19 protein-coding genes and 1 pseudogene are annotated in these 24228 nt (G+C 71.0%); 10 read left to right on the forward strand and 10 right to left on the reverse strand.

Going from position 1 to position 24228, the window contains the following annotated elements; translation table 11 throughout:
- Positions 1 to 48: 48 nt before the first annotated feature.
- Complete coding sequence (locus JAO81_RS19655) at positions 49 to 1077, forward strand: hypothetical protein (RefSeq protein ID WP_199549212.1); 1029 nt, start codon at positions 49 to 51, stop codon at positions 1075 to 1077.
- A gap of 61 nt (positions 1078 to 1138) precedes the next feature.
- A complete protein-coding gene (locus tag JAO81_RS19660) occupies positions 1139 to 1774 on the forward strand; it encodes a DUF6461 domain-containing protein (RefSeq protein WP_199549179.1) in 636 nt (211 codons plus the stop codon).
- A gap of 62 nt (positions 1775 to 1836) precedes the next feature.
- On the opposite strand, the gene JAO81_RS19665 is transcribed toward JAO81_RS19660, so the two are convergent.
- Positions 1837 to 2787, reverse strand: a complete 951-nt coding sequence (locus JAO81_RS19665) for an SGNH/GDSL hydrolase family protein (protein ID WP_199549180.1) — start codon at positions 2785 to 2787, stop codon at positions 1837 to 1839.
- Between the two features lie 289 nt (positions 2788 to 3076).
- Between JAO81_RS19665 and JAO81_RS19670 the strand changes: the two are divergent.
- Positions 3077 to 4314: pseudogene (locus JAO81_RS19670) on the forward strand (amidohydrolase).
- Between the two features lie 90 nt (positions 4315 to 4404).
- On the opposite strand, the gene JAO81_RS19675 reads toward JAO81_RS19670, so the two are convergent.
- From JAO81_RS19675 to JAO81_RS19715, 9 genes are all read right to left on the reverse strand, one after another.
- A complete protein-coding gene (locus JAO81_RS19675) occupies positions 4405 to 5619 on the reverse strand; it encodes a type III PLP-dependent enzyme (protein ID WP_199549181.1) in 1215 nt (404 codons plus the stop codon).
- Positions 5616 to 7364 (reverse strand): IucA/IucC family siderophore biosynthesis protein, encoded by a 1749-nt coding sequence (locus JAO81_RS19680; protein ID WP_199549182.1) that lies wholly within the window; start codon positions 7362 to 7364, stop codon positions 5616 to 5618. Before JAO81_RS19680 ends, JAO81_RS19675 begins: the two co-directional genes overlap by 4 nt.
- Positions 7364 to 8602 (reverse strand): MFS transporter, encoded by a 1239-nt coding sequence (locus JAO81_RS19685; protein ID WP_199549183.1) that lies wholly within the window; start codon positions 8600 to 8602, stop codon positions 7364 to 7366. Before JAO81_RS19685 ends, JAO81_RS19680 begins: the two co-directional genes overlap by 1 nt.
- 6 nt (positions 8603 to 8608) lie before the next feature.
- On the reverse strand, positions 8609 to 10384 hold the full coding sequence (locus JAO81_RS19690) for an IucA/IucC family protein (RefSeq protein ID WP_233415624.1): 1776 nt from the start codon (positions 10382 to 10384) through the stop codon (positions 8609 to 8611).
- An 86-nt stretch (positions 10385 to 10470) separates the two neighbouring features.
- A complete protein-coding gene (locus JAO81_RS19695) occupies positions 10471 to 11679 on the reverse strand; it encodes an acetyl-CoA carboxylase biotin carboxylase subunit family protein (protein ID WP_199549184.1) in 1209 nt (402 codons plus the stop codon).
- Between the two features lie 98 nt (positions 11680 to 11777).
- The gene (locus JAO81_RS19700) at positions 11778 to 12797 is read right to left on the reverse strand and encodes an ABC transporter substrate-binding protein (RefSeq protein ID WP_199549185.1); all 1020 of its coding nucleotides are present in this window, start codon (positions 12795 to 12797) and stop codon (positions 11778 to 11780) included.
- A gap of 70 nt (positions 12798 to 12867) precedes the next feature.
- Positions 12868 to 13713: an ABC transporter ATP-binding protein gene (locus JAO81_RS19705; RefSeq protein WP_199549214.1), complete on the reverse strand. Its 846-nt coding sequence runs from the start codon at positions 13711 to 13713 to the stop codon at positions 12868 to 12870.
- 113 nt (positions 13714 to 13826) lie between these two features.
- Entirely contained in the window at positions 13827 to 14882 is a 1056-nt protein-coding gene (locus tag JAO81_RS19710; protein WP_199549186.1) for an iron chelate uptake ABC transporter family permease subunit, read from the reverse strand.
- Positions 14879 to 15847 (reverse strand): FecCD family ABC transporter permease, encoded by a 969-nt coding sequence (locus tag JAO81_RS19715; protein WP_374194318.1) that lies wholly within the window; start codon positions 15845 to 15847, stop codon positions 14879 to 14881. Before JAO81_RS19715 ends, JAO81_RS19710 begins: the two co-directional genes overlap by 4 nt.
- Positions 15848 to 16049: 202 nt before the next feature.
- Here JAO81_RS19715 and JAO81_RS19720 point away from each other — a divergent pair, with 202 nt between their 5' ends.
- The 7 genes from JAO81_RS19720 (at position 16050) to JAO81_RS19750 (ending at position 24223) form a co-directional block, all read left to right on the forward strand.
- The gene (locus tag JAO81_RS19720) at positions 16050 to 16982 is read left to right on the forward strand and encodes an iron-sulfur protein (protein WP_199549187.1); all 933 of its coding nucleotides are present in this window, start codon (positions 16050 to 16052) and stop codon (positions 16980 to 16982) included.
- 234 nt (positions 16983 to 17216) lie between these two features.
- Complete coding sequence (locus JAO81_RS19725; protein ID WP_199549188.1) at positions 17217 to 18311, forward strand: BMP family protein; 1095 nt, start codon at positions 17217 to 17219, stop codon at positions 18309 to 18311.
- Positions 18312 to 18525: 214 nt separating this feature from the next.
- On the forward strand, positions 18526 to 19584 hold the full coding sequence (locus JAO81_RS19730) for a BMP family protein (RefSeq protein ID WP_199549189.1): 1059 nt from the start codon (positions 18526 to 18528) through the stop codon (positions 19582 to 19584).
- A gap of 208 nt (positions 19585 to 19792) precedes the next feature.
- Positions 19793 to 21463 (forward strand): ABC transporter ATP-binding protein, encoded by a 1671-nt coding sequence (locus JAO81_RS19735; protein ID WP_199549216.1) that lies wholly within the window; start codon positions 19793 to 19795, stop codon positions 21461 to 21463.
- Entirely contained in the window at positions 21460 to 22572 is a 1113-nt protein-coding gene (locus tag JAO81_RS19740) for an ABC transporter permease (RefSeq protein WP_199549190.1), read from the forward strand. Before JAO81_RS19735 ends, JAO81_RS19740 begins: the two co-directional genes overlap by 4 nt.
- Positions 22569 to 23831, forward strand: coding sequence for an ABC transporter permease (locus tag JAO81_RS19745; protein ID WP_199549191.1), 1263 nt, complete (start codon positions 22569 to 22571; stop codon positions 23829 to 23831). The genes JAO81_RS19740 and JAO81_RS19745 overlap by 4 nt, the downstream gene beginning before the upstream one ends.
- A complete protein-coding gene (locus tag JAO81_RS19750; RefSeq protein WP_199549192.1) occupies positions 23828 to 24223 on the forward strand; it encodes a cytidine deaminase in 396 nt (131 codons plus the stop codon). Before JAO81_RS19745 ends, JAO81_RS19750 begins: the two co-directional genes overlap by 4 nt.
- The last annotated feature ends 5 nt before the right edge of the window (positions 24224 to 24228 follow it).

A 24228-nucleotide genomic window follows, 5' to 3' on the forward strand; every position in this document is an offset into this window, starting at 1 on the left:
CGCCCCCCCCCGCCGCCGCCGGGGGGGTCGGACCCCGCCGCCCCGACGCTGGCTTTCGTCGAGAGCCCCGTGCAACTGCTCAACGTCCTGGAGTGGGCGCACGGGGCCGGCGGCGGGACGGCGACGATCGTCGTCCTGTCCCCGACGGATCCGATGACCCGCGGCCAGCTGCGCCGGATGGCCGAACTCGCCCGCGAGGAAGGCCATACCGTCCGCTGGGAGGAGGCCCGTGAGGGGGCGCTCGCGCCTCTGCACACGATCGGCGGGCTCAGCCGGCTGCTGCGCCGGGCGGCGCGCGTGGTGATCGGCGACCCGTTCAGCCGCTACGTACAGCTGCTGCTCACGCTGAGCCGGGCCCGCGACATCGTGGTCGTCGACGACGGCACCGCCACGATGGAGTTCATCGCCCAACTCGCCGGCGGGGAACGCCTGGTGCGCTGGCACCGGCGCGGCGGCCGGCGCGGTCCGCGCGACCTCGTGTTCGCCCCGTTCACCGCGGCCGCGCGCCGCCGGCTCACGCCGCGCCCCTCCCGTACGGTCTCGGTCTTCTCCTCGATGCCGGTGAACGCCCCCGACGGTGTCTCCGTCACGGAGAACGACTTCACCTGGACCCGCAGCCGTTTCGGCCCGCCCCGTATCACCAAGGGCGCGGACCTGGTGGGCACTTCCCTCGTGGAGACCGGCGTCGTCGACCCCGACCACTACCTGGAAGCGGTCCGCACGCTGGCCACGACCCACGGCGCGACCCGCTACTTCGCGCACCGCCGCGAATCCACCCCCAAACTCCACCGCCTCGCCGTGGAGACCGGTCTGGAGATCGTCCGCCCGGACCTCCCCTTGGAACTCATCGCTCGCAGAGGCCCCATCGGCCACCGCATTCTCAGCTTCCCCTCCACGGTCGTCCACACCCTGCCCCTGGCCCTCGCGGGCACGGGCGTCGAGGTCGCGGTCTGCGACATCGACCCGGCGTGGCTGACGGAGGCGGCGTCCCCGCGGGCGCAGGGGTTTCTTTCGGGGGTTACGGGGACGGCCCGAGACATCCATCGCCTGCGGTCCGTGCACGCGGCGCGGCCCTGACCGGCTACCGTCCGGCCGAAGCGGCGAGTGCCGCGCTGGCTCTGCGGAGGGGACCGTACCGGTGGAGAGATCCGAACTCGGATGGTTGATCGGGTACTGCCAGGACACGGTGGGGTTGGTGCTGTGTGCGGGTCTCGAACCCGAGGAGCTGCTCGCCGCGCTGACCGGCGTGGCTCAGCCGCCCCTGCTGTACCTCACGGACGAGGAGGCCGACGCGGCCGTCGCCGACGCGGAGACGTACTCCTTCGACCACGTCGACCTCGACGAAGAGGCACTGGAACGCCACGGGTTCCGCCGCGCCGGGGTCGAGACCGTCATGCGGGCCGGGCGCACGACCCGGCCCGGGTGGAGCTTCGCCCTGCAGAAGTTCCAGCCGTTCGTGACACCGCCGCCGTACACGGTGACGCTGCTCGCAGCAGCCCCCCAGGCAGTCGAGTTCGGGCACACCATCAACTGGGACGAGCTCTTCGTCTATGCAGAACACGGCCGTGTGCTCACGGCCCTCGACCCGGCGCGCGCGCCCGAACGCGACAGTGAACTGCCCGGCAGGTTCCCGGCGTCGGGCCCGGCGCCCGGTGGGGGAGCTGCGTTCCTGGAGTACGTCGCGGCCGCCCTGCGGCTGGGGATCTCCTACGACACCCTCGCGGGACCGCTCCTTTCGGTGGCGGTACCGCTCGCGAGGCCGGTGGGCGACTGACGTGCCGCCCGCGTGGGCGAGGGCGGAGTCTGCGACCGCCCTCGCCCCGTGCCCTCGCAGCGTCAGTGCCAGTGACCGTGCCCGTGGATCGTCCGCAGCACCGCCCCCGCCATAGCCGCCTCCCCCTTCGCGTTCGGGTGGAACGGCGCCGCCGGGCTGGTCGGCTGCAGCGGCTCGACCCAGCGGACCTCCGGGGCCTGGCAGACGTCGTGGCCGATCGTCGGGGTGTACGTGTCCACGAAGCGCGCGCGGTTGTCGCGGGCGACGTCGCGCAGCATCTTGTTCAGGCGCTTGCCCGTGTCGCGCATGTACGGCACGTCGCCCTCGGCCAACTGCACGGTGGGCCAGCAGCCCTTGCCGCTGTCCGGGACGATCACCGGATAGCCGACGACGTACACCCGGGCCCGGGGCGCGCGGTCATGGATCGCGTCGATGACCTTCTCGATCTTCGGCGCGGTGTCCGCGATCCGCGCCGCCAGCTGGTCGGTGCCGCCGGCCGTGTACTGCTTGGTGCACGGATTGCCGTACGGGTCCGTGAAGCTGAGCCGCGTACACGTACCGACGATCTCGCCGAAGCCGATGTCGTTGCCGCCGATCCCGACCGTCACGAGCGTGGTCCGCTTGTCCAGCGCGTCCAGCTGCGGCGGGTTCGTGCCCTGCTGCTGCCACATGTGCTCGGTGGTCGCACCGCCGCAGCTCACGTCCTTGAAGGAGACAGGGCGCAGCTTCCAGGCCGCCACGGACGGGTAATTGCGGTTGGACCGCGCGCAGTTCGCGTCGACCTGGTCCGGGATGCCGGGACCCGAGGTGTACGAGTCGCCGAGCGCGACATAGCGCTCGCCGCGGTGCTGCCCCCCGTGACCGCCGTGACCCCCGTGCCCGCCCGGCCCGGCCTGCGCCGGAGCGGCCGTCGCCGCGACGACAAGGGCCGCCGCCCCGCCCGCCGCCAGTGCGCCGAGCGCCCCCCGTCGCGTTCTGCCGCCCCGTGCCGCCGTGTACGCCTGTTCCCCCACGCCTGCCTCCCCTTCACCTACGCCACCGCATTCCGATACTGACTGGTCGGTAGCGTCGGGGCGGGGCCCCGCCCTGTCAATGGATCCGGCAGCGGGCGGCGGCGCGGGTTTGGCCGGGACTCGCCCGGGGAAGCCGATGCGGACGATTCAAAGCAAAATTTCATACCCCCGGTACGGTGCAGCTATGCACGACAGCCCCGATTTTCTTACCCCAATCTGGCTGAAGTTTTGTTGATCGAGGCTTAGTTGGCCCCTGCATCGCCTTACGCTTGCGAGGGTGAACCAACTGATGTCCCGTACGACCGACAGCCCGGAGGGCGAGCCCGCAGCCGCGGAAGCCCTGCCCGGCGCGCTCCCCGAGAGGCTGCGCGCCGAGCTCATCGCCTTCCGGCGCGATATGCACATGCACCCGGAGCTCGGCAATCAGGAGTTCCGGACCACGGCCGCGCTCAAGAAGCGCCTCGAGGCGGCGGGCCTTTCACCCCGTGTGCTCGACACGGGGACCGGCCTCGTATGCGACATCGGTACATGGGACGGCCTGCGTCCCATGCTCGCCATCCGCGCGGACATCGACGCGCTCCCCATCCCGGACACCAAGACCGAGGCGCCCTACCGCTCCACGGTCCCCGACCGCGCGCACGCCTGCGGTCATGACGTCCACACCACGGCGGTCCTGGGCGCGGGCCTGGTCCTCGCCGAGCTGGCGGCCGCCGGTCAACTGCCCCGCGCCGTACGGCTGCTGTTCCAGCCGGCCGAAGAGGTGCTGCCGGGCGGCGCGGCGGGCGCCATCGCCTCCGGCGTCCTGGGCGGCGTGGGCAAGATCATCGCGGTGCACTGCGATCCCAAGGTGGGCGCCGGCCGGATCGGGCTGCGCCACGGCACGGCGCCATCACCTCGGCCTGCGACCGCCTGGAGGTCGCCCTCGACGGCGCCGGCGGCCACACGGCCCGCCCGCACCTGACCACGGACCTGGTCACCGCCGCGGCCCGGGTCGCCACCGACGTCCCGGCCCTGGTGGCGCGCAGGGTCGACGCCCGGGCCGGTCTGGCCGTCACCTGGGGCCGAATCGAAGCGGGGCACGCCCCCAACGTGATCCCCCAGCACGCCGAACTCTCCGGCACGGTCCGCTGCCTGGACCTCGACGCCTGGCGCACGGCGCCCGACCTCGTGCACGCCGCGGTCCAGGAAGTGGCCGACCTCCACCGGGCGAAATCAGCCATCAACTACATCCGCGGTGTCCCTCCGGTCGTCAACGACCCGGTGATCACCGACCTGTTGCGCGATGCGATGGTGGCCCGCCGTGGCCCCCTCTCGGTCGAGGACACCGAACAGAGCCTGGGCGGCGAGGACTTCTCCTGGTATCTGGAGCACGTCCCGGGCGCGATGGCCCGCCTGGGCGTCCGCACCCCGGGCGAACGCACCTCGTGCGACCTCCACCAGGGCGACTTCGACGCGGACGAGTCCGCAATCGCAGTCGGAGTCGAACTCTTCACAGCAGCCGCCCTGCTGGACGCCGGACGTCCGTAGCGCGAACGGGGGACCGAGCGTTCAGACATAGCGCCCGAAACGGGCGCCGGTCAGGACGAACGGTCCCCCTGTCACCATTGCGGTCAGCGGTCAGTGGTCCGCCGGCAGGAAGTGGAACGTTGGCTTCGGGTGCATCAGGAAGTCGTGGTGGGAGATGTTCCATGCGTACGCTCCCGCCAGGCCGAAGGCCGCCCGGTCGCCCGCGCGTAGGCCGGTGGCCGGGACGGCGCGGGACAGGACGTCCTTCGGCGTGCAGAGCTGGCCGGCGAAGGTGACCCGGTCCCCTTGGGCGCGCGGGCGCGGCCACGGATGGGGCCAGGGGGAGTCCGAGGCGAGGACCGTGCAGGGCTGGTCGTGGCCCTTGGTGGCCGGGGTGCGGATGTGGTGGGTGCCGCCGCGCACCACGGCGAACTCCTCGCCGTGGCTCCGCTTCACATCGAGGACCTCCGTCGCGTACCAGCCGCAGTACGCGGTCAGCGCCCGGCCCGGCTCGATGCGCAGCGTCAAGTCCGGGTGGCCGGCGAGCAGTCCGGCAAGGCCCTGGCCGTACGACGCCCAGTCGAAGCGGGCCGAGGGATCGGCGTAGTCCACGTTCATGCCGCCGCCCACGTTGATCTCCGGGAGGCGGATGCCGTGCCGGCCCGCCAGGGCGAGCGACCACGAGACAACCGACGCGGACAGGGCGAGCAGCGCGGGGGCGTCGAGTCCGCTGGCCAAGTGGGCGTGGACGCCGAGGAGTTCCAGGTGCGGGTACGTGCCGTCGGTCAGGAGCCGTACGAGCGTGTCGGCCTGTGACGGGTCGAGACCGAACGGGGTCGGGTGGCCGCCCATCGCGAGCGCGCTGGTCTCCAGGGAGCCGGCGGGCAGCGGGAGGTTGAAACGAAGCAGCACGCCCGGCCGTACGCCCGGAGCGACCCGCCGCGCCAGCGCGGCCAGCAGGTGGAGCTCGTGCTCGCTCTCCACGTGGAAGCGCCGCACCCCGAGTTCGAGCGCCGTCGTGATCTCGGCCGGGGTCTTGCCGGGCCCGCCGAACGCGAGGGCGCGGCCGGGGGCCGCCTTCGCCACATGGGTCAGCTCGCCGCCCGAGGAGACCTCGTAGCCGTCCACGTACGGGCCGAGCGCGGCCAGGACCTCCGGCTCCGGGTTGGCTTTCGCCGCGTAGTAGAGCTCGACCTGCTCGGGGAGCGCGGCCCGCACGGCGCGTGCGTGCGCGCCGAGGGACTCCAAGTCGTAGATGTACGCGGGGAGTTCGGTCGAGGGCAGTGAGCCGATCCGCTCGCGTACGGAAGGAGTAGGGGCGGTCATCGGGCGCTCCAGGGGTCGAAGGAGACGGACGCGCCGGACAGCACGGACTCGGCGAGCGGCGACGGCAGCCGCACATAGCCCGCCGCCCGGTCCGCCTTGCGCTCCCACCGCGTGAGCAGATTGGCCTTCGCCGGCAGCGGTACGCCCGCGAGCAGCGCAGCCAGGCGGGGCGGGCAGCCGTGCGCGTCGGCGTGGTCCTCGAGGACGGCGCGGACCGCGGCCCACAGCGCGGGCTCGAGCGACGGATGCAGATCGGCGAGCGCGGCCAGCATCTCGCTGACGTGGTTGACGAGCAGGCAGTACACCACCCGGTCCCAGCCGCGCTGGGCGTCGTACGTCATCGGGCCCGCGACCTCGGGCGGCAGCCCCGCCAGGGTGTCGGCGTGGTGCTCGGGCAGCAGCTTGGTGCCCTCCAGGTCGCGGAAGAGGACCTGGGCGGGCATGCCGTCCTCGCCGACGCAGACGAGGACGTTCTGGAGGTGGGGTTCGAGGACGAGGCCGTGGTCGAAGTACGCGGCGAGCACGGGCGGCACGAGCAGCTCCAGATACGCCCGCCACCAGGCCAGGGCCCGCTGAGGACCCGCGTCGTCGAGGAGGTGCGAGAGGTGCCCGGGCCCGGTCGGGTACTCGTCGGCGACCGCGCCCGCCAGAAGGGGTGTGGTGCCGGGCAGCAGACGGCGCGAAAGACCCTCGCGGACGATCACGCCGAAGCCCTCCAGGAGCGCCACGTCGGGCGTCCCGTCGGCGCCGGGCAGCGCCAGGCTGCGGTACGCGGGTTCGCGGAGCATCGCGCTGCCCGGGAAGCGGGCGGCCAGATCGGCCAGCGCCCCGTCCAGGAAACGGGTCAGGGCGACGGCGCCGGACAGCTCGTAACTGGCGTTCTTGCGCAGGCAGTTGGTGATCCGCACGTTCAGGCTGAACTTCAGGAACGTATCGCCGTCGTAGAGCGTGCGCACCGAGGCCGTGGCCGCGAAGGGCCGCGCGCTCGGCCCGAGGTCGAGGAGGTCGCCGCGCGCCAGGGCGGCGCGCAGGCCCGGGTGGTCCTGGAGCAGGGAGAGCTGCCAGGGGTGCGCGGGCAGCAGCCGGTAGCCCTCGGGTACGTCGGGGTGCAGCCGGTCGAGCGCGGCGGCCGCGTCGGGCCGGGCCAGTTCCTCGGCGACGAGGTGCTCCCGGGCGGCGAAGAGCCGCAGCGGGAACGTCGCCCCCGCCTCGGGCGCGTACGCGGCCCAGGACGCGGCGTCGCCGCTGCGGGCCTTGGGTGTGGGGTGGAAGCGGTGGCCGAAGAGCAGGGACTGTTCGGAGGCGAGATACGCCCCCTGGCCCTCGGCGCCGGGGCGGGAGCCGTGGACGGCGAGCGCGGACCGCACCCCCTGATGACTGGACGCCACCTGCTCCAGGAACTCCTCGTTGCGCACCCCCGTCCGCAGCGACAGCTCGGCCTGCGTGTACTCGGCCAGGCGGCGCCAGCCCGCCTCGGTCCACGCGCCGTTCTCCTGGACGTACACCGGGCCGGTGAAGCGGTGGGCGCCGAGCAGTGAGGTGCGGCGCAGCGCGACCCGGAGCAGCACCCCGGCGCGGGGCAGACGCAGCAGCAGATGGTCGTCGCAGACCGCGGTCTGGTGCTCGGGCGCGGAGACCTCGCGCAGCAGACAGTTGAGGAGGGTGTGGGCCACGGCCCAGTCGGCGGGGGGCAGTTCACGCGGGGTCGAGGGCGGGGCGGGGACGGTGCCCGTGGGCAGCGACATCAGGGGCTCCAGCGGATGCGGACGCGGATGCGGGGAGAGCGGCGGAACAGGGCGGGCAGCGCGACGGCGCCGGCCGTGCCCAGGGCGACGGCGGTGCCGGTCAGCACGGGGGCGGCGGGTCCGAGCAGGCCGTTGCCCGCGGCGGCGGCCAGGCCGGCGGCGACGGCGCCGCCCTTGGAGACGAGTTCGAGCGTGCCGAACATCCCGCCGGGCGGACGGCCCTTGGCGCAGTCGGCGGCGAGCACGGACAGACAGACCAGGCCGAGCGTGAGCCCGATGCCGAGCAGCAGCCGTACGGCGGTGAAGGAGGCGAGCGAACCGGCGAGCGGGTGCCCGGCCAGACCGAGTGCGATACAGCCGAAGCCGAGCGCGATGCCAAGGCGGGGACGCCCCACGAAGCGGTCGTGCACCTGCATCGCACACAGCAGATAACACAGGTGCGGCAGGGCGAAGAGCACTCCGGAGACAGCCGGCGAGACGCCGGGTATTCGGTCCTCCACGAGCGCGATCAGATACGGGAAGGAGATGACGGTCGAGAACACGAAGGTGAACTCGTAGATGTACAGGGCCCGCAGGGGTGTCGCCTCGGCGAGCGGCTCGACGGCCTCGGACGTGAGGGCCGCCGGTCTGCCGCCAGGCTCGGGCAGCAGACACAGCATGACCGCCGCCGCGAGGGGCAGCACCGCGAGCAGCGCGTACTGGCGGTGCGGCGAGATCCACGGCGACAGCGCGCCGACCACGATAGGGGCGGCCACGAGCGCGGCCCGTGCGCTGCCCTGCATCAAGGTGAGCGCCTTGGACAGACCGGGGCCTTCGAGGGCGGCCGCCAGATAGCCGTTGGACGCCGCGAACGTGCCACCCAGGATGCCCTGCAGCACCAGTGCCGCGGTGAACGCGGCGAGGGACTCGGCCCACCCGGCGAGCAGAAACGCGACAGCCAGGCCCAGTTGGGCCCGCAGCAGCAGCCGTTTGCGGCCGAACCGGTCCGCGAGCCGGCCCCACAGCGGCGCGCCCAGCGCACCGAACACCGTGGGGACGACGTACAGGAGGCCGGCCCAGCGGGCGGTCTCGTCGCCCAACTGCGGGAGGATTTCCGTGAGATACGGGGGCAGGCCGAGCGCGGCGAACGACGCCACGAAGTAGCAGCCGGCCACGGCGTGCACCTGCCGGCGCCCCAAGGTCGTCGGCCGTCCGTCCGCGCCGCCCGTCGTCCGTACCCCTTCAGTGGTCGCACTCATCGGCGCTCACACTCCGCGCAGCAGGTAGTTGGGGCCGGTGGTGTAGTGCTTGTTGATGTCGGCGGCGCCCGAGCGTTCCTTGCTGAGCAGGCTGCCCGCGGTGACCATGGCCTTGACCGGCAGCCGCTCGGCGTCGAGCACGTGCTTGCGCAGTACGGCGCCGGGTCCGGCGTCCATCCGTGCGACGGCCTGCGCGAGGCGGGCGCGCACCAGGGCGAGCAGTTCGTCGAGCGGGGCGCGGCCGTGCCGGGCGAGACCGAACGCGTAGGCACCGGCGCACAGGTGCACCGTGATCGTCGTGAACAGGGCGGTCACCGCGTCGTCGGTGTCACCGAAGGTCCGTACGTCGTCGAACTCGCGCTCGTGCGGGGCGTCTTGACCGAGGGTCGAGCGCAGCCGCAGGCGGTTGATGCGCGGCCCGTCGTTGTCCTTGAAGAGGAGCCGCAGCCGGGTGCGGCCCTCGTGCTCGTCCAGGACGAGCGAGATGTTCTGCTGATGCGATTCGAGCGCGATGCCGTACGCGAAGAGCGTGGTCCCCCAGTCGAAGAGCAGCGTGAGACAGGCGTCGAGAAGGGCGATCGGGTCGCCGCCGTAGAAGCGCTCCGCGAGCGGGTCGATCAGGAGCCGGCCGCCGGGTGCGCGGCTCAGGAGCGCGGCCATCGGCAGCACCACGGCGTCGTCGAGACCGGCCGGGCAGGACCGAAGCAGTACGGCGAGCAGTTCGTGCCCGGCATGGGCGTACCGGCTCTCGTCGGCGTGCAGGATCACGCCCTGGAAGCGGGGCTCACGGGCCAGGACGGTCTCGATCAGACGCTGGCCCGCGGCGCCGTCCACGAGGGTGCCCGGCTTGATGGTGCGCCGGTTGCGCAGCCCCAAGGTCGCGGTGGCGAGCGGCAGTTTGAGGTGCTGCGCGGGGTCGTCGGCGAGGGCGACGGTGCGCATGGACAGGGTCGGGACCACGTCCGCGTACGGCTTCTCGGCGAGTACGGCCTGTGCGTCGAGCCCTGTGGCGCGCAGAGCGTCACTCAGCGGGCCGCCCAGCGTGAGCGGGTGCACCGGGAGGGCCAGATGGCTCTTGGCGAGCGCGGGCAGGCCGAGGTCGGCGGGGGAGGGCCAGAAGCCGGGCAGCTCGCCGCTCGACGTGAGCGCGTCCTTGGGCAGGGCGAGCCAGCGCAGGGTGAAGCGTGGGTGGAACTCGGGTGCGTAGGAGCGGAGTTGGCTGTCGTCCAGGCCCGAGCGCCCCCGGGCGGTCGGGTACACGGGATGGTCCAGATGGGCCGCGAGCGTGTCGTACGCGAGTCCGCCGCCGAGGCCCGTCCAGCGGGCGGGGTCGGCGCCGTGCCGGGCGGTCAGTCCGCGCAGGACACCGGCGTGGCCGCGCGCGTGCAGCCGCATGGTGGCGAGGGTCTGCCGGCACTCCGCGGCGAAGTCCGCGTAGCCGACGCGGTCGACGGGGTCGGCCAGGGGCTCGAGGGCGGCCAGGATGCCGTCCGTGCCCGTGACGCGTTCGGCGGGCGATTCTCGGACGGAACCGGCACCTGATTCCTGTACGGAACCGGCACCTGATTCCCGTACGAAACCGGCACCTGATTCCCGTACGAGATAAGGCAGTCGGGCCGCGTACTCGCACTGGAAGCCGTCCTTGTCGACGGGCAGGAGCAACCGGCTGTCTCCCTGGGCAAGGCGCAGCCACAACCCGTCGGGCCGCCGCACCGCCGTGGAGCGCGTCCGCAGCCCCACCACGTCCTCACGCAGCAGCGCACTGAGCACGCGCAGCGTCAGCTCGTCCTCGACCGAGGCGGCCGGACTGTCGACTGGTTCCCGCGGGCGACTGACAACAGCCGCCCCCGCCACGGCGGCAGCAGCCCTCACGGCGTGATCTCCCACCGCTGCCGGGCGAGGAACTCCGCCACCACCCGGTCCACCGCGCCCTGATCGGTGCCGATGGCCCGCAGCACCCCCAGATAGTCCCGGTTGGTGCCGTACAGCTCATGCCGCTCGCCGACCGCACGCAGCGGCCGGTACGTCATCCGTACACCGTCGACGTCGAGGTCCTGCGCCTCGGGCGCGGCGGTGAGCGTGCCGGCCTCGCGGGCGTACGGGTACTCGAGCCGCGCCCGGCCGTCACCGCGCGCACCGAGGTCCGCGGGCAGCGGCTCGCCCAGATGCGTACGCAGGATGTGCTCGAAGAGCGGGACGTCCAGAAGCTGGGCGAGCAGCAGATCGCACTGGTCGCCGATGGCCCGGTAGTTGACCTCGATGATCCGCGCGCGGCCCTCGTGCACCACGAACTCGGTGTGGCAGGCGCCGAAACCGACGCCCAGGGCGTCGAGTTGGGCGAGCACCTGCTCGACGGCCGACGCGGGGTGCGCGGGCACGAAGGTGAGGCGCTCCTCGATGAACACCGGGGGCGCGGACACCCCGGTGTGGAAGCCGCCGAGGACATGGCGGCGCGTACCGTCCCCGAGGGTCTCCAGGGTGTAGAGCTCGCCGGGCAGATACTCCTCGACCACGAGCGCGGCCCCGGGGCGACGGGCCTGGATCTCCTTGCAGCGCAGGGCGAGTTCAGCGGGCCCGTCGACGAGCACGACATCCTCGCTGGCCACCCCCTCGCGCGGCTTGACCACGCACGGGTAGGGCACGTCGAGCGCGGTGAGCGAGGCGGGGTCCTGGCCCGCGGGCAGCTCGGCCGACCAGACCGTGTCCGCACCACAGGCGGCGAGGTGGCGGCGCATCGCCGCCTTGTCCTTGGCGCGCAGCGCGGCCCGCCAGTCCTTGCCCGGCAGTCCGAACCAGTCGGCGGCCAGGGCCGCCTGGGTCTGCAGATGATCGCTGTTGGTGAAGACCCCGTCGGGCCGGTGGTGCGTGCCGATGCGCGTGATCACGGCACGGAAGTCGCGTACATCGCACTCGAGGATCTCCACGCGGGAGGCGAACTCGAGGTCCTGATAGGCGTGTTGGTGCAGTTCCGGCCGGTCGGTCAGCAGGGTGACATCGAGCCCGAGGCGCCCGGCGGCGGGCAGAAAACCTTCCGTGACCGAGTCGGTGGGGACGAGAGCGAGCAGGTACAGCCGCATGGGCTGAACCCCTTCCACGTGTGGGGTGAGCGTGAGGGGGGTGGGCCGGGCCGCCATGGGGGAGTGCGGCCCGGCCCGGGAGGGGCGGAGCGACCGTGTTACGCCTTCGGCAGCTCGACGCCCGCGGCCTTCGCGACGTCCTCGAGCATGTGCTCGGCTGCCTGGACACCGATGCCGGACATCCAGGTCTCGTCCGGGACGGTGAAGACCTTGTCGTTCTTGACCGCTCCGAGGGACTTCCAGACCGGGTTGGACGTGACGTCCTTCTGCTTGGTCTTGGACGGCTCGTCGGCCAGTGTCACGAAGACCAGGTCGGCCTCGGCCTTGTCGATCTGCTCGGGGCTGACGTCGAGCATCGTGACCTCGGGGTCGGTCGAGGACTGCGACTTCGGGCGCGCGAGGCCGATGTCGTCGAGGACCACGCCGCTGTACGAGGACTTCTGGTAGAGCCGGGTCGGGCCGGCCACGAAGCGGACCACCGAAGCGGACGGCATCTTCCCGTCGTACTTCTCCTTGATGGCCTCACCCAGCGCCTTGGCCTGCGCCTCGTACGCCTTCAGCCGGTCGCCGGCCTCCTTCTCCAGACCCAGCGCCTCGGCGTGGACCTTCAGGTTCTCCTTCCAGGGGCCGCCGGTGGTCTCCGTGAACACGGTCGGGGCGATGCCCTTGAGCTTGTCGTAGACCTTCTCGTGGCGGACCTTCGAGGACAGGATCAGGTCCGGCTCGAGGGAGGCGATCAGCTCCAGGTTCGGCTCGAGCAGCGGACCGACGTCCTTGGCGCCCTTCACCTTGTCGCCGAGGTACTCGGGGAAGCCGCCCGCGGTCTTGAAGTGCGGCGAGACGGCGCCGACCGGCTTGATGCCGAGCATCGTCACCGAGTCCAGCTCGCCCGTGTCGAGGACGACCACGTTCTTGGGCTGCGCCGGGATCTCGGTCTCGCCCATGGCGTGCTTGACGGTCCGCGGGAAGGCCTCGGAGGCCGCACCGGCGTTCTCGGTCTTCTTGCCGTCGTCGGTCTTCTCGCCGCCGCAGCCGGTGAGCGCGGTGGCGCCGATGGCGAGGGCGGCGAGCGCGGTGCCGAGGCGGCGCAGGCCGCGCGAGGTGGTTCTGGTGGACATGAGGGTTTTCTTCCTGTTGTGAGCGGTGACTGAGGATTTACAGGCGTACGGGGAGGGGACTTCGGCCCATTCAGGCAGGGGTGCGCCGTCCGGACGGACGGTGCTTGGGGATGACGAGCGGGGTGCCGGACTCCGGGTCGGGGATCACCCGGCAGTCCACGTCGAAGACCGACTTGACGAGTTCCGCGTCGAGCACGTCGGCCGGCGGTCCGGCCGCCGCGAGCTGCCCGTCCTTGAGGACCACCAGGTGGTCCGCGTAACGGGCGGCCTGCCCGAGGTCGTGCAGCACCATCACGACGGTGCGGCCCGCCTCGGTGTGCAACTCGGCCACCAGATCGAGGACATCGAGCTGATGACGCAGATCGAGAAAGGTGGTGGGCTCGTCGAGCAGCAGCAGATCCGTGTCCTGGGCCAGTGCCAGGGCGATCCAGGCGCGCTGCCGCTGACCGCCGGAGAGCTGGTCCACGGGCTGGTCGCGCAGCACGGCGGTGCCGGTGCGCTCGAGTGCCGCGTCCACCGCGGCCTGGTCGGCGGCCGACCAGGGGCTCAGGAGCCGCTGATGCGGATAGCGCCCGAGCCGGACGAGCGCCTCCACGGTGATCGCCTCGGGGGTCACCGGCTGCTGCGGAAGCAGTCCCATCCGGCGGGCGAGCGCGCGGGCCGGCATCCGGTGGATATCCGTGCCGTCCAGCGCCACGGTGCCGTCGGCGGGGGCGAGCAGCCGGGTGAGGCCACGCAACAGGGTGGACTTTCCACAGGCGTTGGGTCCGACGATCGCGGTGACCGCGTCGCCGGGCAGCACCAGGTCGAGACCGCCGACGATCACGCGGTCGCCGTAGCGCAGATCGAGGCCGCGGGTGGAGAGCTCATTGCGCCGCGCCCCTTGGGGGGTGCCGTCGGCGGGCGCGGAAGGCATTGGGACCGCGCCCTGACGCGCGGCCGGCTGACCGGGGGCGGTCTGCCCGGAAGCGGTCTGCCCGGAGGCGAGCGGCTCGGAGGCGGCCTTTTCGGAGGCCAGCTGCTCGGACGTCATACGGAGCTCCTGTTGACGGGCCTGCTCTGTCGGATCATCAGCACCAGGAGCCAGGGAGCGCCGAGCGTCGCCGTGACCACGCCGACGGGCAGCCCCTCGACCGGCAGCAGATGCTGCACCACCAGGTCGGACGAGAGCAGCAGAACGGCTCCGGCCAGGCAGGACAGTGCGGTGGTCGCGGCCGTGGGCGGGCCGGCGACGAAGCGCACCAGATGCGGTACGGCGAGCGCCACGAACGCGACCGGGCCGGTGAGCGCGGCGGCGAGCGAGGCCAACGTGATCGCGGTGACGAGGAGTTGCAGGCGCGCCGTCGAGACGTTGATGCCGAGCGCGCCCGCCGACTCGTCCCCGAGGTCGAGCACCGCGAGCCGCCGGTGCAGCACGAACGCGGCGGCCAGGGCCACGGCGGAGGCCACGGCCGCGGCGCCCACCTCGGTCCAGGTACGCCCGTACAGCGAACCGGTCGTCCACTGCAGGGCCGCCCCGGCGAGCTCGGCCGGGAAGCGGACGACCATGAGGTTCACGGCCGCGGCGAGACCGGCCTGGACGGCGAGGCCCACGAGCACGAGACGGGTCACCGTCAGACCCGAGCGCCAGGCGAACACACCGAGCAGCAGCGCGGCGAGCAGTCCGCCGCCGAGCGCGCCGAGCGGGATGAGCGAGGCCGAGGCCCCGGCGGCGAGCAGCACCACCGAGCCGAAGGAGGCACCGCCGGTGATGCCCATGACATCCGGTGAGGCGAGCGGATTGCGGAAGAGCCGCTGCAGCAGCGACCCCGCCACACCGAGCCCCGCACCGGCGATCAGCGCGGCCGCGATCCGCGGCGCCCGGAACTCCTGCACCACGAACACATCGCCCTGGTCACCGAGTCCGAACAGGGCGCGCACCGCGACGGACGCCTCCATCGGCATCTGGCCCTGGGTGAGCGCGATCACGGTCAGGGCCGCAAGCGCGGTGGCGGCGAGGGCGCCGAGCAGCAGCACACGGCGGCGCATCCGGGCGGGAGCGCTCGAAGGCCGGACGGACACGGGGGCTTCGACCAGGCCGGTCATCGGGCCACCCGCCGCGCGAGAACGGCGAGCAGTGGCGCACCCAGGAAGGCGCTGACGATGCCCACTTCGAGTTCCGACGGCCGGATGACGATCCGCCCGAGCACATCGGCGGCGAGCAGCAGCAGCGGCCCCGCGATCAGACAGCCGGGCACGAGCAGCCGGTGGTCACCGCCGAGGAACGGCCGTACGAGATGGGGCGCGGCGAGCCCGATGAAGCCGATGGGCCCGGCGACGGCCACCGCGGAACCGGCGAGCAGCACGACCGCGACGGCGCCGGCGAGCCGGATACGGGCCACCGGGACGCCGAGCGCCTGCGCCGAATCGTCGCCGAGGGCAAGCGCGTTGAGGGCCGGGGTGACCGCGAGCGCGACAAGGAGTCCGAGCACCAGTGTCGGCAGGACCGGGTAGAGCACCTCGAGGGGGCGCTCGGACAGGGAGCCGGCCAGCCAGAACCGGGCCTCGTCCAGGGTGCGTTCACTTGCCAGCATCACGGCCGAGGTCCAGGAGAGCAGGACGAGCTGGAGGACCGTACCGCCGAGGGCGAGCCGTACCGGCTCGATATCACCGGACCTGCGGGCGAGCAGCAGCGCGAGGAACATCGCGCCCCCGGCCCCCGCGAACGCGAACCACACATATTCGACGGGCTGGTTGAGCCCGAGCGCATAAATGGCGACAACCACCGCGAAACCGGCACCCGCGTTGATGCCGAGCGTGGTCGGCGCGGCCAGCGGATTGCGGGTGATCCCCTGGGCCACGGCCCCCGCGACGCCGAGCGCGGCACCGACCGCGAGGCCGACGACCGTACGGGGCAGCCGCAGCCCGGTCACCACGAGGGCGTCCTTGCCGTGCGCGTCGCCGAACAGGGCCCCGAACACCGTGGACAGCGGCACCGACCTGGCCCCGAGGGCGAGGCTCAGCGCGGCGCACAGCGCCAACAGGGCCACCCCGGCGAGGAGGAGAGGTATCCGCTGGGCGGATGCGGAGGGGATGCCGGTGGCGACACCCTGTGCGGTCTTGGACACGCCCAGGACTTTAGGTTAGGCATACCTAAGTCTGTCAACTTGCCGTGAGGCGGTCGACGGGTGCGCGGCCCGTCCGCGAGCCAAGATCGAGCCGCTATGGCTAAGGTAAGCCTCGCCTTACGGTGATGTCGATGAGGGAGGGCTGTTGAAGGCAAGATCGGCCACGCTGCCGGCTGTTTCGGCCGAAAACAGCGCCTCGTTGCTGACGGAGACGTATCAACTCCTGCTCCGCACCTGCGAGTCACTGCGCGTCGGGATCCTCGAGCGGGACCCGAGCGGATCCGGCCTGACTGCCGAGGGATCCGGCTGGACCGTCGACGGATCCGGCCCGACCGTCGACGGATCCGCCCTCGCCGCCCGCCCCGGCCTCCTCGACGCCGCCATCGGCGGTGAAGCCGCCCGTATCCAGGCCCGGTTCGGACCCGCACCGCGACGCGAGGTCGCCGCGTCCCGGTTCCTGCACCACTACCTGTGGAGCGTCGGGCTGCTCATGAGCGGCCCCTGGTACCTGGCCCGCCGCGTGCCGCGGATCCGCCCGCGCGACCTCCGTATCGACCCGTTGACCTCCGAACTCGCCCTCGCACCAGGCGGGTTCACCTGCCTGCCCGGCGATCCCGCGGCGGGACTGCCGGGCGTACGCGTCGTCGCGCACGAGGAAGCGCTGCGCGCCGAGCTGCGCTCCGCTGTCGCCGACCACGTGCGCCCGCTGCTCGCCGCCGCGGCCCCCGCCGTGCGCCGCGGGCCGCGCGCTTTGTGGGGCATGGCGGGCGACGATCTGGTCTCCGGCATCTGGTACCTGGGCCGGATGCTCGGACAGGAGGAGCAGTCCGTACGGGCCGCCGAAGCGCTCCTTCCCACCGGCATCCCACCGTTCCCCGCAGGAGCCGACTTCCGTCGCCTGCAAGGGAGTTCGGGACAGTCGCACCTGACCCGCACCCGGGCCGGATGCTGTCTCTACTACGCCATCCGCACCTCGCCCGACTCCACCGCACCGCCACCGCAGGCCTGCGCCACCTGCCCCCGCGTCTGCGATGCCGAGCGGCTGCGCCGGCTTGAGGCGGAACACGAAGCGGAATGAGATCCACTGGTTCCCGTTCCCGGCGTCACCTGCGCGTAACGCCCCCGGCACCCCGTCGACTCACCCGCACGCGCCCTCGCCACGTTTCGATAACGTCCCGGCGAAACCCCGTTCCCCTGCATTTCTACGCGCGTTACTGTGCGCCGAAACCAGCGTCACTGCGCGCTGAAATCGGCGTCCGCAGGGGCGCGTTGGGGATCGTGGGGGTCGTTGGGGATGAAGGGGATGCTTCCAATGCGGCAGAAGCGGCGGATATCGAGGCTCTCCAGGGTGGCTGTGGCGGTCTCCGCCCTGGCCCTCGCGGCGAGTGCATGCGGCAAGACCAGCACCGAGAGCAACACGCCGGACGAGACCAAGGGCGGCGACAAGGCGGGCAGCTCCGCGTACAAGGGCAAGGGCATCGGCCTCGCGTACGACATCGGCGGCCAGGGCGACCAGTCGTTCAACGACGCCGCGTTCGCCGGGTACGAGAAGGCCAGGGCGGAGTTCAAGATCGGCGGCGTCGATGTCGAGCCGTCCGACGGTGAGTCGGACGCCGACAAGGTGCAGCGGCTGACCTCGCTCGCCAAGCAGGGCTACAACCCGGTGATCGGCGTCGGCTTCGTCTACGCCAAGGCCGTCGGTGAGGTGAGCAAGAAGTTCCCGAAGACCACCTTCGGGATCATCGACGACACCACCGTCAAGGAGCCGAACGTCGCGGGCCTGGCCTTCTCCGAGGAGCAGGGTTCGTATCTCGCGGGTGTCGCGGCCGCCAAGGCGACCAAGACCAAGACCGTCGGCTTCATCGGCGGCGTGGAGATCCCGCTGATCAAGAAGTTCGAGGCGGGCTTCATCCAGGGCGTCCAGGACACCGACAAGTCGGTGAAGGTCAAGAGCCAGTACCTCACGCAGCCGCCCAACTTCGACGGCTTCTCCAAGCCGGACCTCGGCCGGGAAGCGGCGAAGGGCCAGCTCGACGATGGTGCCGACGTGATCTACCACGCCGCAGGCCTGGCCGGCCAGGGTTCGATCGAGGCCGTCGCCGCGGAGAAGAAGTGGGCGATCGGTGTCGACTCCGACCAGTACAACCAGAAGGCGCTCGACAAGCAGAAGGCCTACATCCTCACGTCGATGACCAAGGACGTCGGCGGGGCCGTCTACTCGCTCACCAAGTCCGTCATCGAGGGCAAGCCGCTCAGCGGTGAGCAGCGCTTCGACCTCAAGGCCGGCGGTGTGGGTCTGTCCGACTCCAACCCCGCGTTCAAGGAGATGACGGACGTCGTCGAGGCCGTCGCGAAGGCCAAGAAGGCCATCGAGGACGGGACCATCACGGTGAAGTCCACTCCGTAACTCTTCGTCACCCGTGCATGACCCACTGCGCCGGACCGGCTGTTTCCGCTGGTCCGGCGCATTGCTTTGGTGCATGGGACAAAAGCCACAAGCTGTGAGTCCAGTCACCAGCGGATAACAGGTGTTCCCAAGCGGTTTTAACTTTTGTCTACGCGCGTTACGCTGCGGCGAAACCTGCGCCACCTCCTGGCGCTTGCACAAAGGAGTACGACCCATGCACCGGGTGTCCCGATTCGCGGTTGCAGGCGCAGCTGCCACCGCGCTCGCCGTCTCCCTTGCCGCCTGTGGCGGCAAGTCCACCGACTCCGGCTCTTCGTCCTCGGACGACTCCAAGGGCAAGGGCGTCGCCATCGCCTACGACATCGGCGGCAAGGGCGACCAGTCCTTCAATGACGCTGCTTACGCGGGCATGGAGCGCGCGATGAAGGAGCTGAAGATCGGCGGCGAGGACGTCGAGCCCTCGGACGGCGAGTCGGACGCCGACAAGATCCAGCGCCTCACCTCGCTGGCCAAGCAGGGCTACAACCCGGTCGTCGGCGTCGGCTTCGCCTACGCCCCGGCCGTCAAGGAGGTCGCGGCGAAGTTCCCGAAGACCACCTTCGGCATCGTCGACGACGAGACCGTCAAGGCGGACAACGTCGCGGACCTCGTCTTCTCCGAGGAGCAGGGCTCCTACCTCGCGGGTGTGGCCGCCGCCAAGGCGACCAAGTCGAAGACAGTCGGCTTCGTCGGCGGTGTCGAGACCCCGCTGATCAAGAAGTTCCAGGCCGGCTACGAGCAGGGCGTCAAGGACACCGACCCGTCGGTCAAGGTCCGCGCGCAGTACCTGACCCAGCCGCCGAACTTCGACGGGTTCTCGAAGCCGGACCTCGGCAAGGAAGCCGCCAAGGGCATGATCGACGGTGGCGCCGACGTGGTCTACCACGCCGCGGGCCTGGCCGGTCAGGGCTCCATCGAGGCCGCCGCCGAAGCCAAGAAGTGGGCGATCGGCGTCGACTCGGACCAGTACAGCCAGAAGGCTCTGGCCAAGTACAAGGACTACATCCTGACCTCGGTCACCAAGGGTGTCTCCGACGCGGTCTTCAACCTCGCCAAGTCGGTCCAGGACGGCAAGCCCGAGACGGGCGTCATCCGCGCCGACCTGAAGTCCGGTGGTGTCGCGCTGGCCGACTCCAACCCCGACTTCATGAAGATGACCGAGGTGCAGGAGGCCGTCAAGAAGGCCGAAGAGGGCATCAAGGACGGCTCGATCAAGGTCAAGACCACCCCGTAATACCTGAAGTCACGACGTTCACTGTCGTGACACGGGACGGGAACGGGGTACGGCGAGCATCATCTCTCCGTACCCCGTTTCAGTCCCCCCGAGGGCCACTGGAACGCGGCCCAAGAGCTTCAACAACGAAGTTGCTGTGTTTTTCCGGGGGTACCCCCGGCCCCCCAGGGGCGTTGCGCAGGACGCCCCTTCCTCAAGGAGAGTCGCCATCAAAGCGTCCAGCAGCCCTCCGGCCGACGGCCAGGCGCCTGCCGTAGAACTGGCGGGCATCACCAAGCGCTTCCCCGGTGTCGTGGCCAACCACGACATCCACTTCAGCGTCCGCAAGGGCACCGTGCACGCCCTGGTCGGCGAGAACGGCGCGGGCAAGTCGACGCTGATGAAGATCCTCTACGGCATGCAGAAGCCGGACGAGGGCACCATCGCGGTCAACGGCGAGCAGGTGACTCTCGGCAGCCCGGCCGACGCGATCGCCCGCGGCATCGGCATGGTGCACCAGCACTTCATGCTCGCCGACCAGCTCACGGTCCTGGAGAACGTGGTGCTCGGCAGCGAGAAGCTGCACGGCATCGGCGGCCAGGCCCGTAAGAAGATCAAAGAGATCTCCGAGGCCTACGGACTCGGCGTCAAGCCCGATGCCCTGGTCGAGAACCTCGGTGTCGCCGACCGCCAGCGCGTGGAGATCCTCAAGGTCCTCTACCGCGGAGCCACCACGCTGATCCTCGACGAGCCGACCGCGGTGCTCGTGCCGCAGGAGGTCGACGCGCTCTTCGACAACCTCCGCGAGCTCAAGGCCGAGGGCCTGTCCGTCATCTTCATCTCGCACAAGCTGGGCGAAGTCCTCGCCGTCGCGGACGAGATCACGGTCATCCGCCGCGGCACGACGGTGGGCACCGCGGTCCCGTCGGAGACGACACCGCGCCAGCTGGCGGAGCTCATGGTCGGCAGCGCGCTGCCGACGCCGGAGACCAGCGACTCGACGGTCACCGACCGGCCGATGATCCAGGTCGACGCGCTGCGCCTGGAGGGCGAGGGCGGGCGCCCGCTGCTCGACGACATCTCCTTCACGATCCACGAGGGCGAAGTCCTCGGTATCGCGGGCGTCGAGGGCAACGGCCAGACCGAGCTGATCGACGCGCTCATCGGCCTCAAGGGCGCCGACTCCGGCACCATCCGCCTGGCCGGCGACGAGATCACCACCTGGCCCACCCGCAGGCGACGCGAGGACGGCATCGGGTACATCCCCGAGGACCGCCACCGCCACGGCCTGCTGCTCGAATCCCCGCTGTGGGAGAACCGCATCCTCGGTCACGTCACCGAGAAGCCCAACGCCAAGGGCGTCTGGCTGGACATCAAGGCCGCGCAGGCCGACACCAAGCGGATCGTCGAGGAGTACGACGTCCGTACGCCCGGTATCGACGTCACCGCGGCATCCCTCTCCGGCGGCAACCAGCAGAAGCTGATCGTCGGCCGCGAGATGAGTCACAAGCCGCGCTTCCTGATCGCCGCCCACCCCACGCGCGGCGTGGACGTCGGCGCGCAGGCGCAGATCTGGGACCAGATCCGTGAGGCCCGCCGCGAAGGACTCGCCGTCCTGCTGATCTCCGCGGACCTGGACGAGCTGATCGGTCTCTCCGACACCCTGCGCGTGATCTACCGCGGCCGCCTGGTCGCGGACGCCGACCCGGCGACCATCACGCCCGAGGAGCTGGGCTCCGCGATGACGGGCGCCGCGACCGGTCACCTGGAGCGCGACGAAGACGCCGAGCTCAGTGCGGCCCTCCTGCTGGAGCAGGCGGCTCGCGAGGACGCTCCCACCGCGCAAAACACCCAGGACGCCGACAACGCAGTGGACGCCCCGGAGGACGAGGCCCGATGAAGAAGTTCGACAAGGAGCGGGTGCTGCTCGCATTCGCCGGACCGGCCATCGCGCTGGTCGTGGCCGTGGCGCTGACCTCGATCGTGCTGCTCGTCTCGGGCAAGAGCCCGTTCGAGCCGTACGCGATCATGTTCGAACAGGCCACGTTCTCGGACGTCCAGGTCCTGATCATCAACGAGGCCACGATGTACTACCTGGCCGCCATTGCCGTGGCGGTCGGCTTCCGGATGAACCTGTTCAACATCGGCGTCGACGGCCAGTACCGCCTGGCCGCGATGACCACCGCACTGGTCGGCGCGCATGTCGCACTGCCGTCCTTCCTGCAGGTGCCGATGCTGATCCTGGTCGCCATGCTGACCGGCGCCTTCTGGGCCGGTATCGCGGGCATCCTCAAGACCACCCGCGGAGTCAGCGAGGTCGTCGCCACGATCATGCTGAACGCCATCGCGACCAGCCTCATCGCCTGGCTGACGCTGACGGAGAACTTCGGTGTCGCGGTCGGCAACAACTCGACCACCGGTGAGATGCACGAGTCCGGCTGGGTGCCCGGCATCACGGTCGCCGGCGGCGAGATCTACGGCCTGATCTTCCTCGCGGTCATCGTCGGCATCGTGTACTGGCTGGTTCTCGGCCGCACCCGGTTCGGCTTCGACCTGCGTGCCACCGGCGCCTCCGAGTCCGCTGCAGCGGCGAGCGGTGTGAACTCCAAGCGCATGGTGTTCATGGCGATGGTGATCTCCGGCGCCCTCGCCGGTCTCGCGGGTCTGCCCATCCTCCTCGGCGACAGCCACACGTACGGCCTGACGTTCCCGACGGGCCTGGGCTTCACCGCCATCGGTATCGCACTCCTCGGCCGCAACCACCCGGTCGGCATCGCGTTCGCGGCGCTCCTGTGGTCCTGGCTCAACAAGGCCTCGCAGGAGCTCGACTACCAGGAGTACGACAAGGAGATCGCGGTCATCATGCAGGGCCTGATCGTCCTCGCGGTCGTCATCAGTTACGAGGCCGTACGCGTCTGGGGCCTCAAGCGTCAGCAGCAGCGTGTCGGCGAAGAGCTCGCGGCAGCCGCCCGTAAGTCGAAGAACTCCGAGGAGGTGGCTGCCCGATGAGCACGGCAACCGACGTCAACAAGCCCAAGGTGCAGCCGCGTCCGTCCGGCCGCAAGCTCTCCCTGGCCCAGGTCATGATCGGTGTCGCGGGCCTCCTGGTCCTCATCTCGATCGTCCGCCTCATCACCGGCGCCGACGGCATCACCTCCGTCGGCCAGATGTCCACCGCGCTCAAGCTCGCCGTGCCGATCGGCCTCGCCGGTCTCGGCGGTCTGTGGGCCGAGCGCGCGGGCGTCGTGAACATCGGCCTCGAAGGCATGATGATCCTCGGCACCTGGTTCGGTGCCTGGGCCGGCTACCAGTGGGGACCGTGGACCGGTCTCCTGATGGGCGTCGTCGGCGGTGCGATCGGCGGTCTGATCCACGCGATCGCCACGGTCACCTTCAAGGTCAACCACATCGTCTCCGGTGTCGCGATCAACATCCTCGCGATCGGCGCGACCCGCTACATGTCGACCTTCGCCTTCGAGGGCGTCGAAGGCGGCACCTCGAAGCAGTCCCCGCCCGTCGAATCCCTCGGCAGCTTCTCGATCCCGGGCCTGTCCACCTGGCTGGACTCGCTCAACGAGAAGGGCTGGTTCCTGATCTCGGACATCGCGGGCCTGCTCGGCGGCGCGATGACGAACCTGTCGCCTCTGACGGTCATCGCCATCGCCCTGGTCCCGTTCACCTGGTGGGCGCTGTGGCGTACGTCCTTCGGTCTGCGCCTGCGCTCCTGCGGTGAGCACCCGGTCGCGGCCGAGTCGCTGGGCGTCAACGTCTACAAGTACAAGTACCTGGCCGTGATCATCTCGGGTGGTTTCGCGGGCCTCGGCGGTGCGTTCCTCTCGATCGTGTCGGCCAGCTTCTACCTCGAAGGCCAGACCGGCGGCCGCGGCTACATCGGTCTCGCCTCGATGATCTCCGGCAACTGGATGCCGGGCGGACTCGCCATGTCCGCCGGCCTGTTCGGCTACACCGACAGCCTCAACCTCCGTGGCGGTGGCGTGAACGTCCACGCGCTGCTGCTGCTCCTGGTCTTCCTCCTGGTCATCGCGATCGGCTGGCAGCTCTGGAGCAAGCGGTACGTGCCGGCCGTGATCACCTCGGCCGTGGCGGCCCTGATCCTGGTCTGGTACCTGCTCACCGACGAGGTCCCGAGCCAGTTCGTGACCGCCACGCCGTATGTGGCGACGCTCCTCGTCCTGGCCCTGTCGGCCCAGCGACTGAGGATGCCGAAGGCGGACGGCCTGCCGTACTACAAGGGTCAGGGCAAGTGACCCAGGCTCCCTTCGACTGGGAGCAGCTTCGGACGGCGGTCCGGGGCGCGATGTCCCGGGCCTACGCCCCCTACTCCAACTATCCCGTCGGCGCGGCGGGTCTGGGCTCCCGCGGGCCGGTGGTGACGGGCTGCAACGTCGAGAACGCCTCGTACGGGCTCGGGCTGTGCGCGGAGTGCGGCCTGGTCTCGTCGCTCGCCGCGGGCGGCGGCGGCCGGCTCACGCACTTCACGTGCGTCGACGGCACGGGGGCGGTCCTGGTCCCGTGCGGCCGCTGCCGGCAGCTCCTGTACGAGTTCGGCGGGCCGGACCTCCTGGTGGAGTCCCCGGAGGGGGTCCTGCCCTTGTCGGCGATGCTGCCGCAGGCGTTCGGCCCTGGGCATCTGAAGTAGTCCCC

The organism is Streptomyces sp. N35, from assembly GCF_016464295.1.
GTDB lineage: Bacteria > Actinomycetota > Actinomycetes > Streptomycetales > Streptomycetaceae > Streptomyces.

Coding starts and splice junctions, on each gene's coding strand:
- JAO81_RS19675 (WP_199549181.1), bottom strand. CDS start 5,619: ATGACCGCCCCTACTCCTTCCGTACGCGAGCGGATCGGCTCACTGCCC.
- JAO81_RS19680 (WP_199549182.1), bottom strand. CDS start 7,364: ATGTCGCTGCCCACGGGCACCGTCCCCGCCCCGCCCTCGACCCCGCGT.
- JAO81_RS19685 (WP_199549183.1), bottom strand. CDS start 8,602: ATGAGTGCGACCACTGAAGGGGTACGGACGACGGGCGGCGCGGACGGA.
- JAO81_RS19695 (WP_199549184.1), bottom strand. CDS start 11,679: ATGCGGCTGTACCTGCTCGCTCTCGTCCCCACCGACTCGGTCACGGAA.
- JAO81_RS19700 (WP_199549185.1), bottom strand. CDS start 12,797: ATGTCCACCAGAACCACCTCGCGCGGCCTGCGCCGCCTCGGCACCGCG.
- JAO81_RS19705 (WP_199549214.1), bottom strand. CDS start 13,713: ATGCCTTCCGCGCCCGCCGACGGCACCCCCCAAGGGGCGCGGCGCAAT.
- JAO81_RS19710 (WP_199549186.1), bottom strand. CDS start 14,882: ATGACCGGCCTGGTCGAAGCCCCCGTGTCCGTCCGGCCTTCGAGCGCT.
- JAO81_RS19725 (WP_199549188.1), top strand. CDS start 17,217: ATGCGGCAGAAGCGGCGGATATCGAGGCTCTCCAGGGTGGCTGTGGCG.
- JAO81_RS19730 (WP_199549189.1), top strand. CDS start 18,526: ATGCACCGGGTGTCCCGATTCGCGGTTGCAGGCGCAGCTGCCACCGCG.
- JAO81_RS19740 (WP_199549190.1), top strand. CDS start 21,460: ATGAAGAAGTTCGACAAGGAGCGGGTGCTGCTCGCATTCGCCGGACCG.
- JAO81_RS19745 (WP_199549191.1), top strand. CDS start 22,569: ATGAGCACGGCAACCGACGTCAACAAGCCCAAGGTGCAGCCGCGTCCG.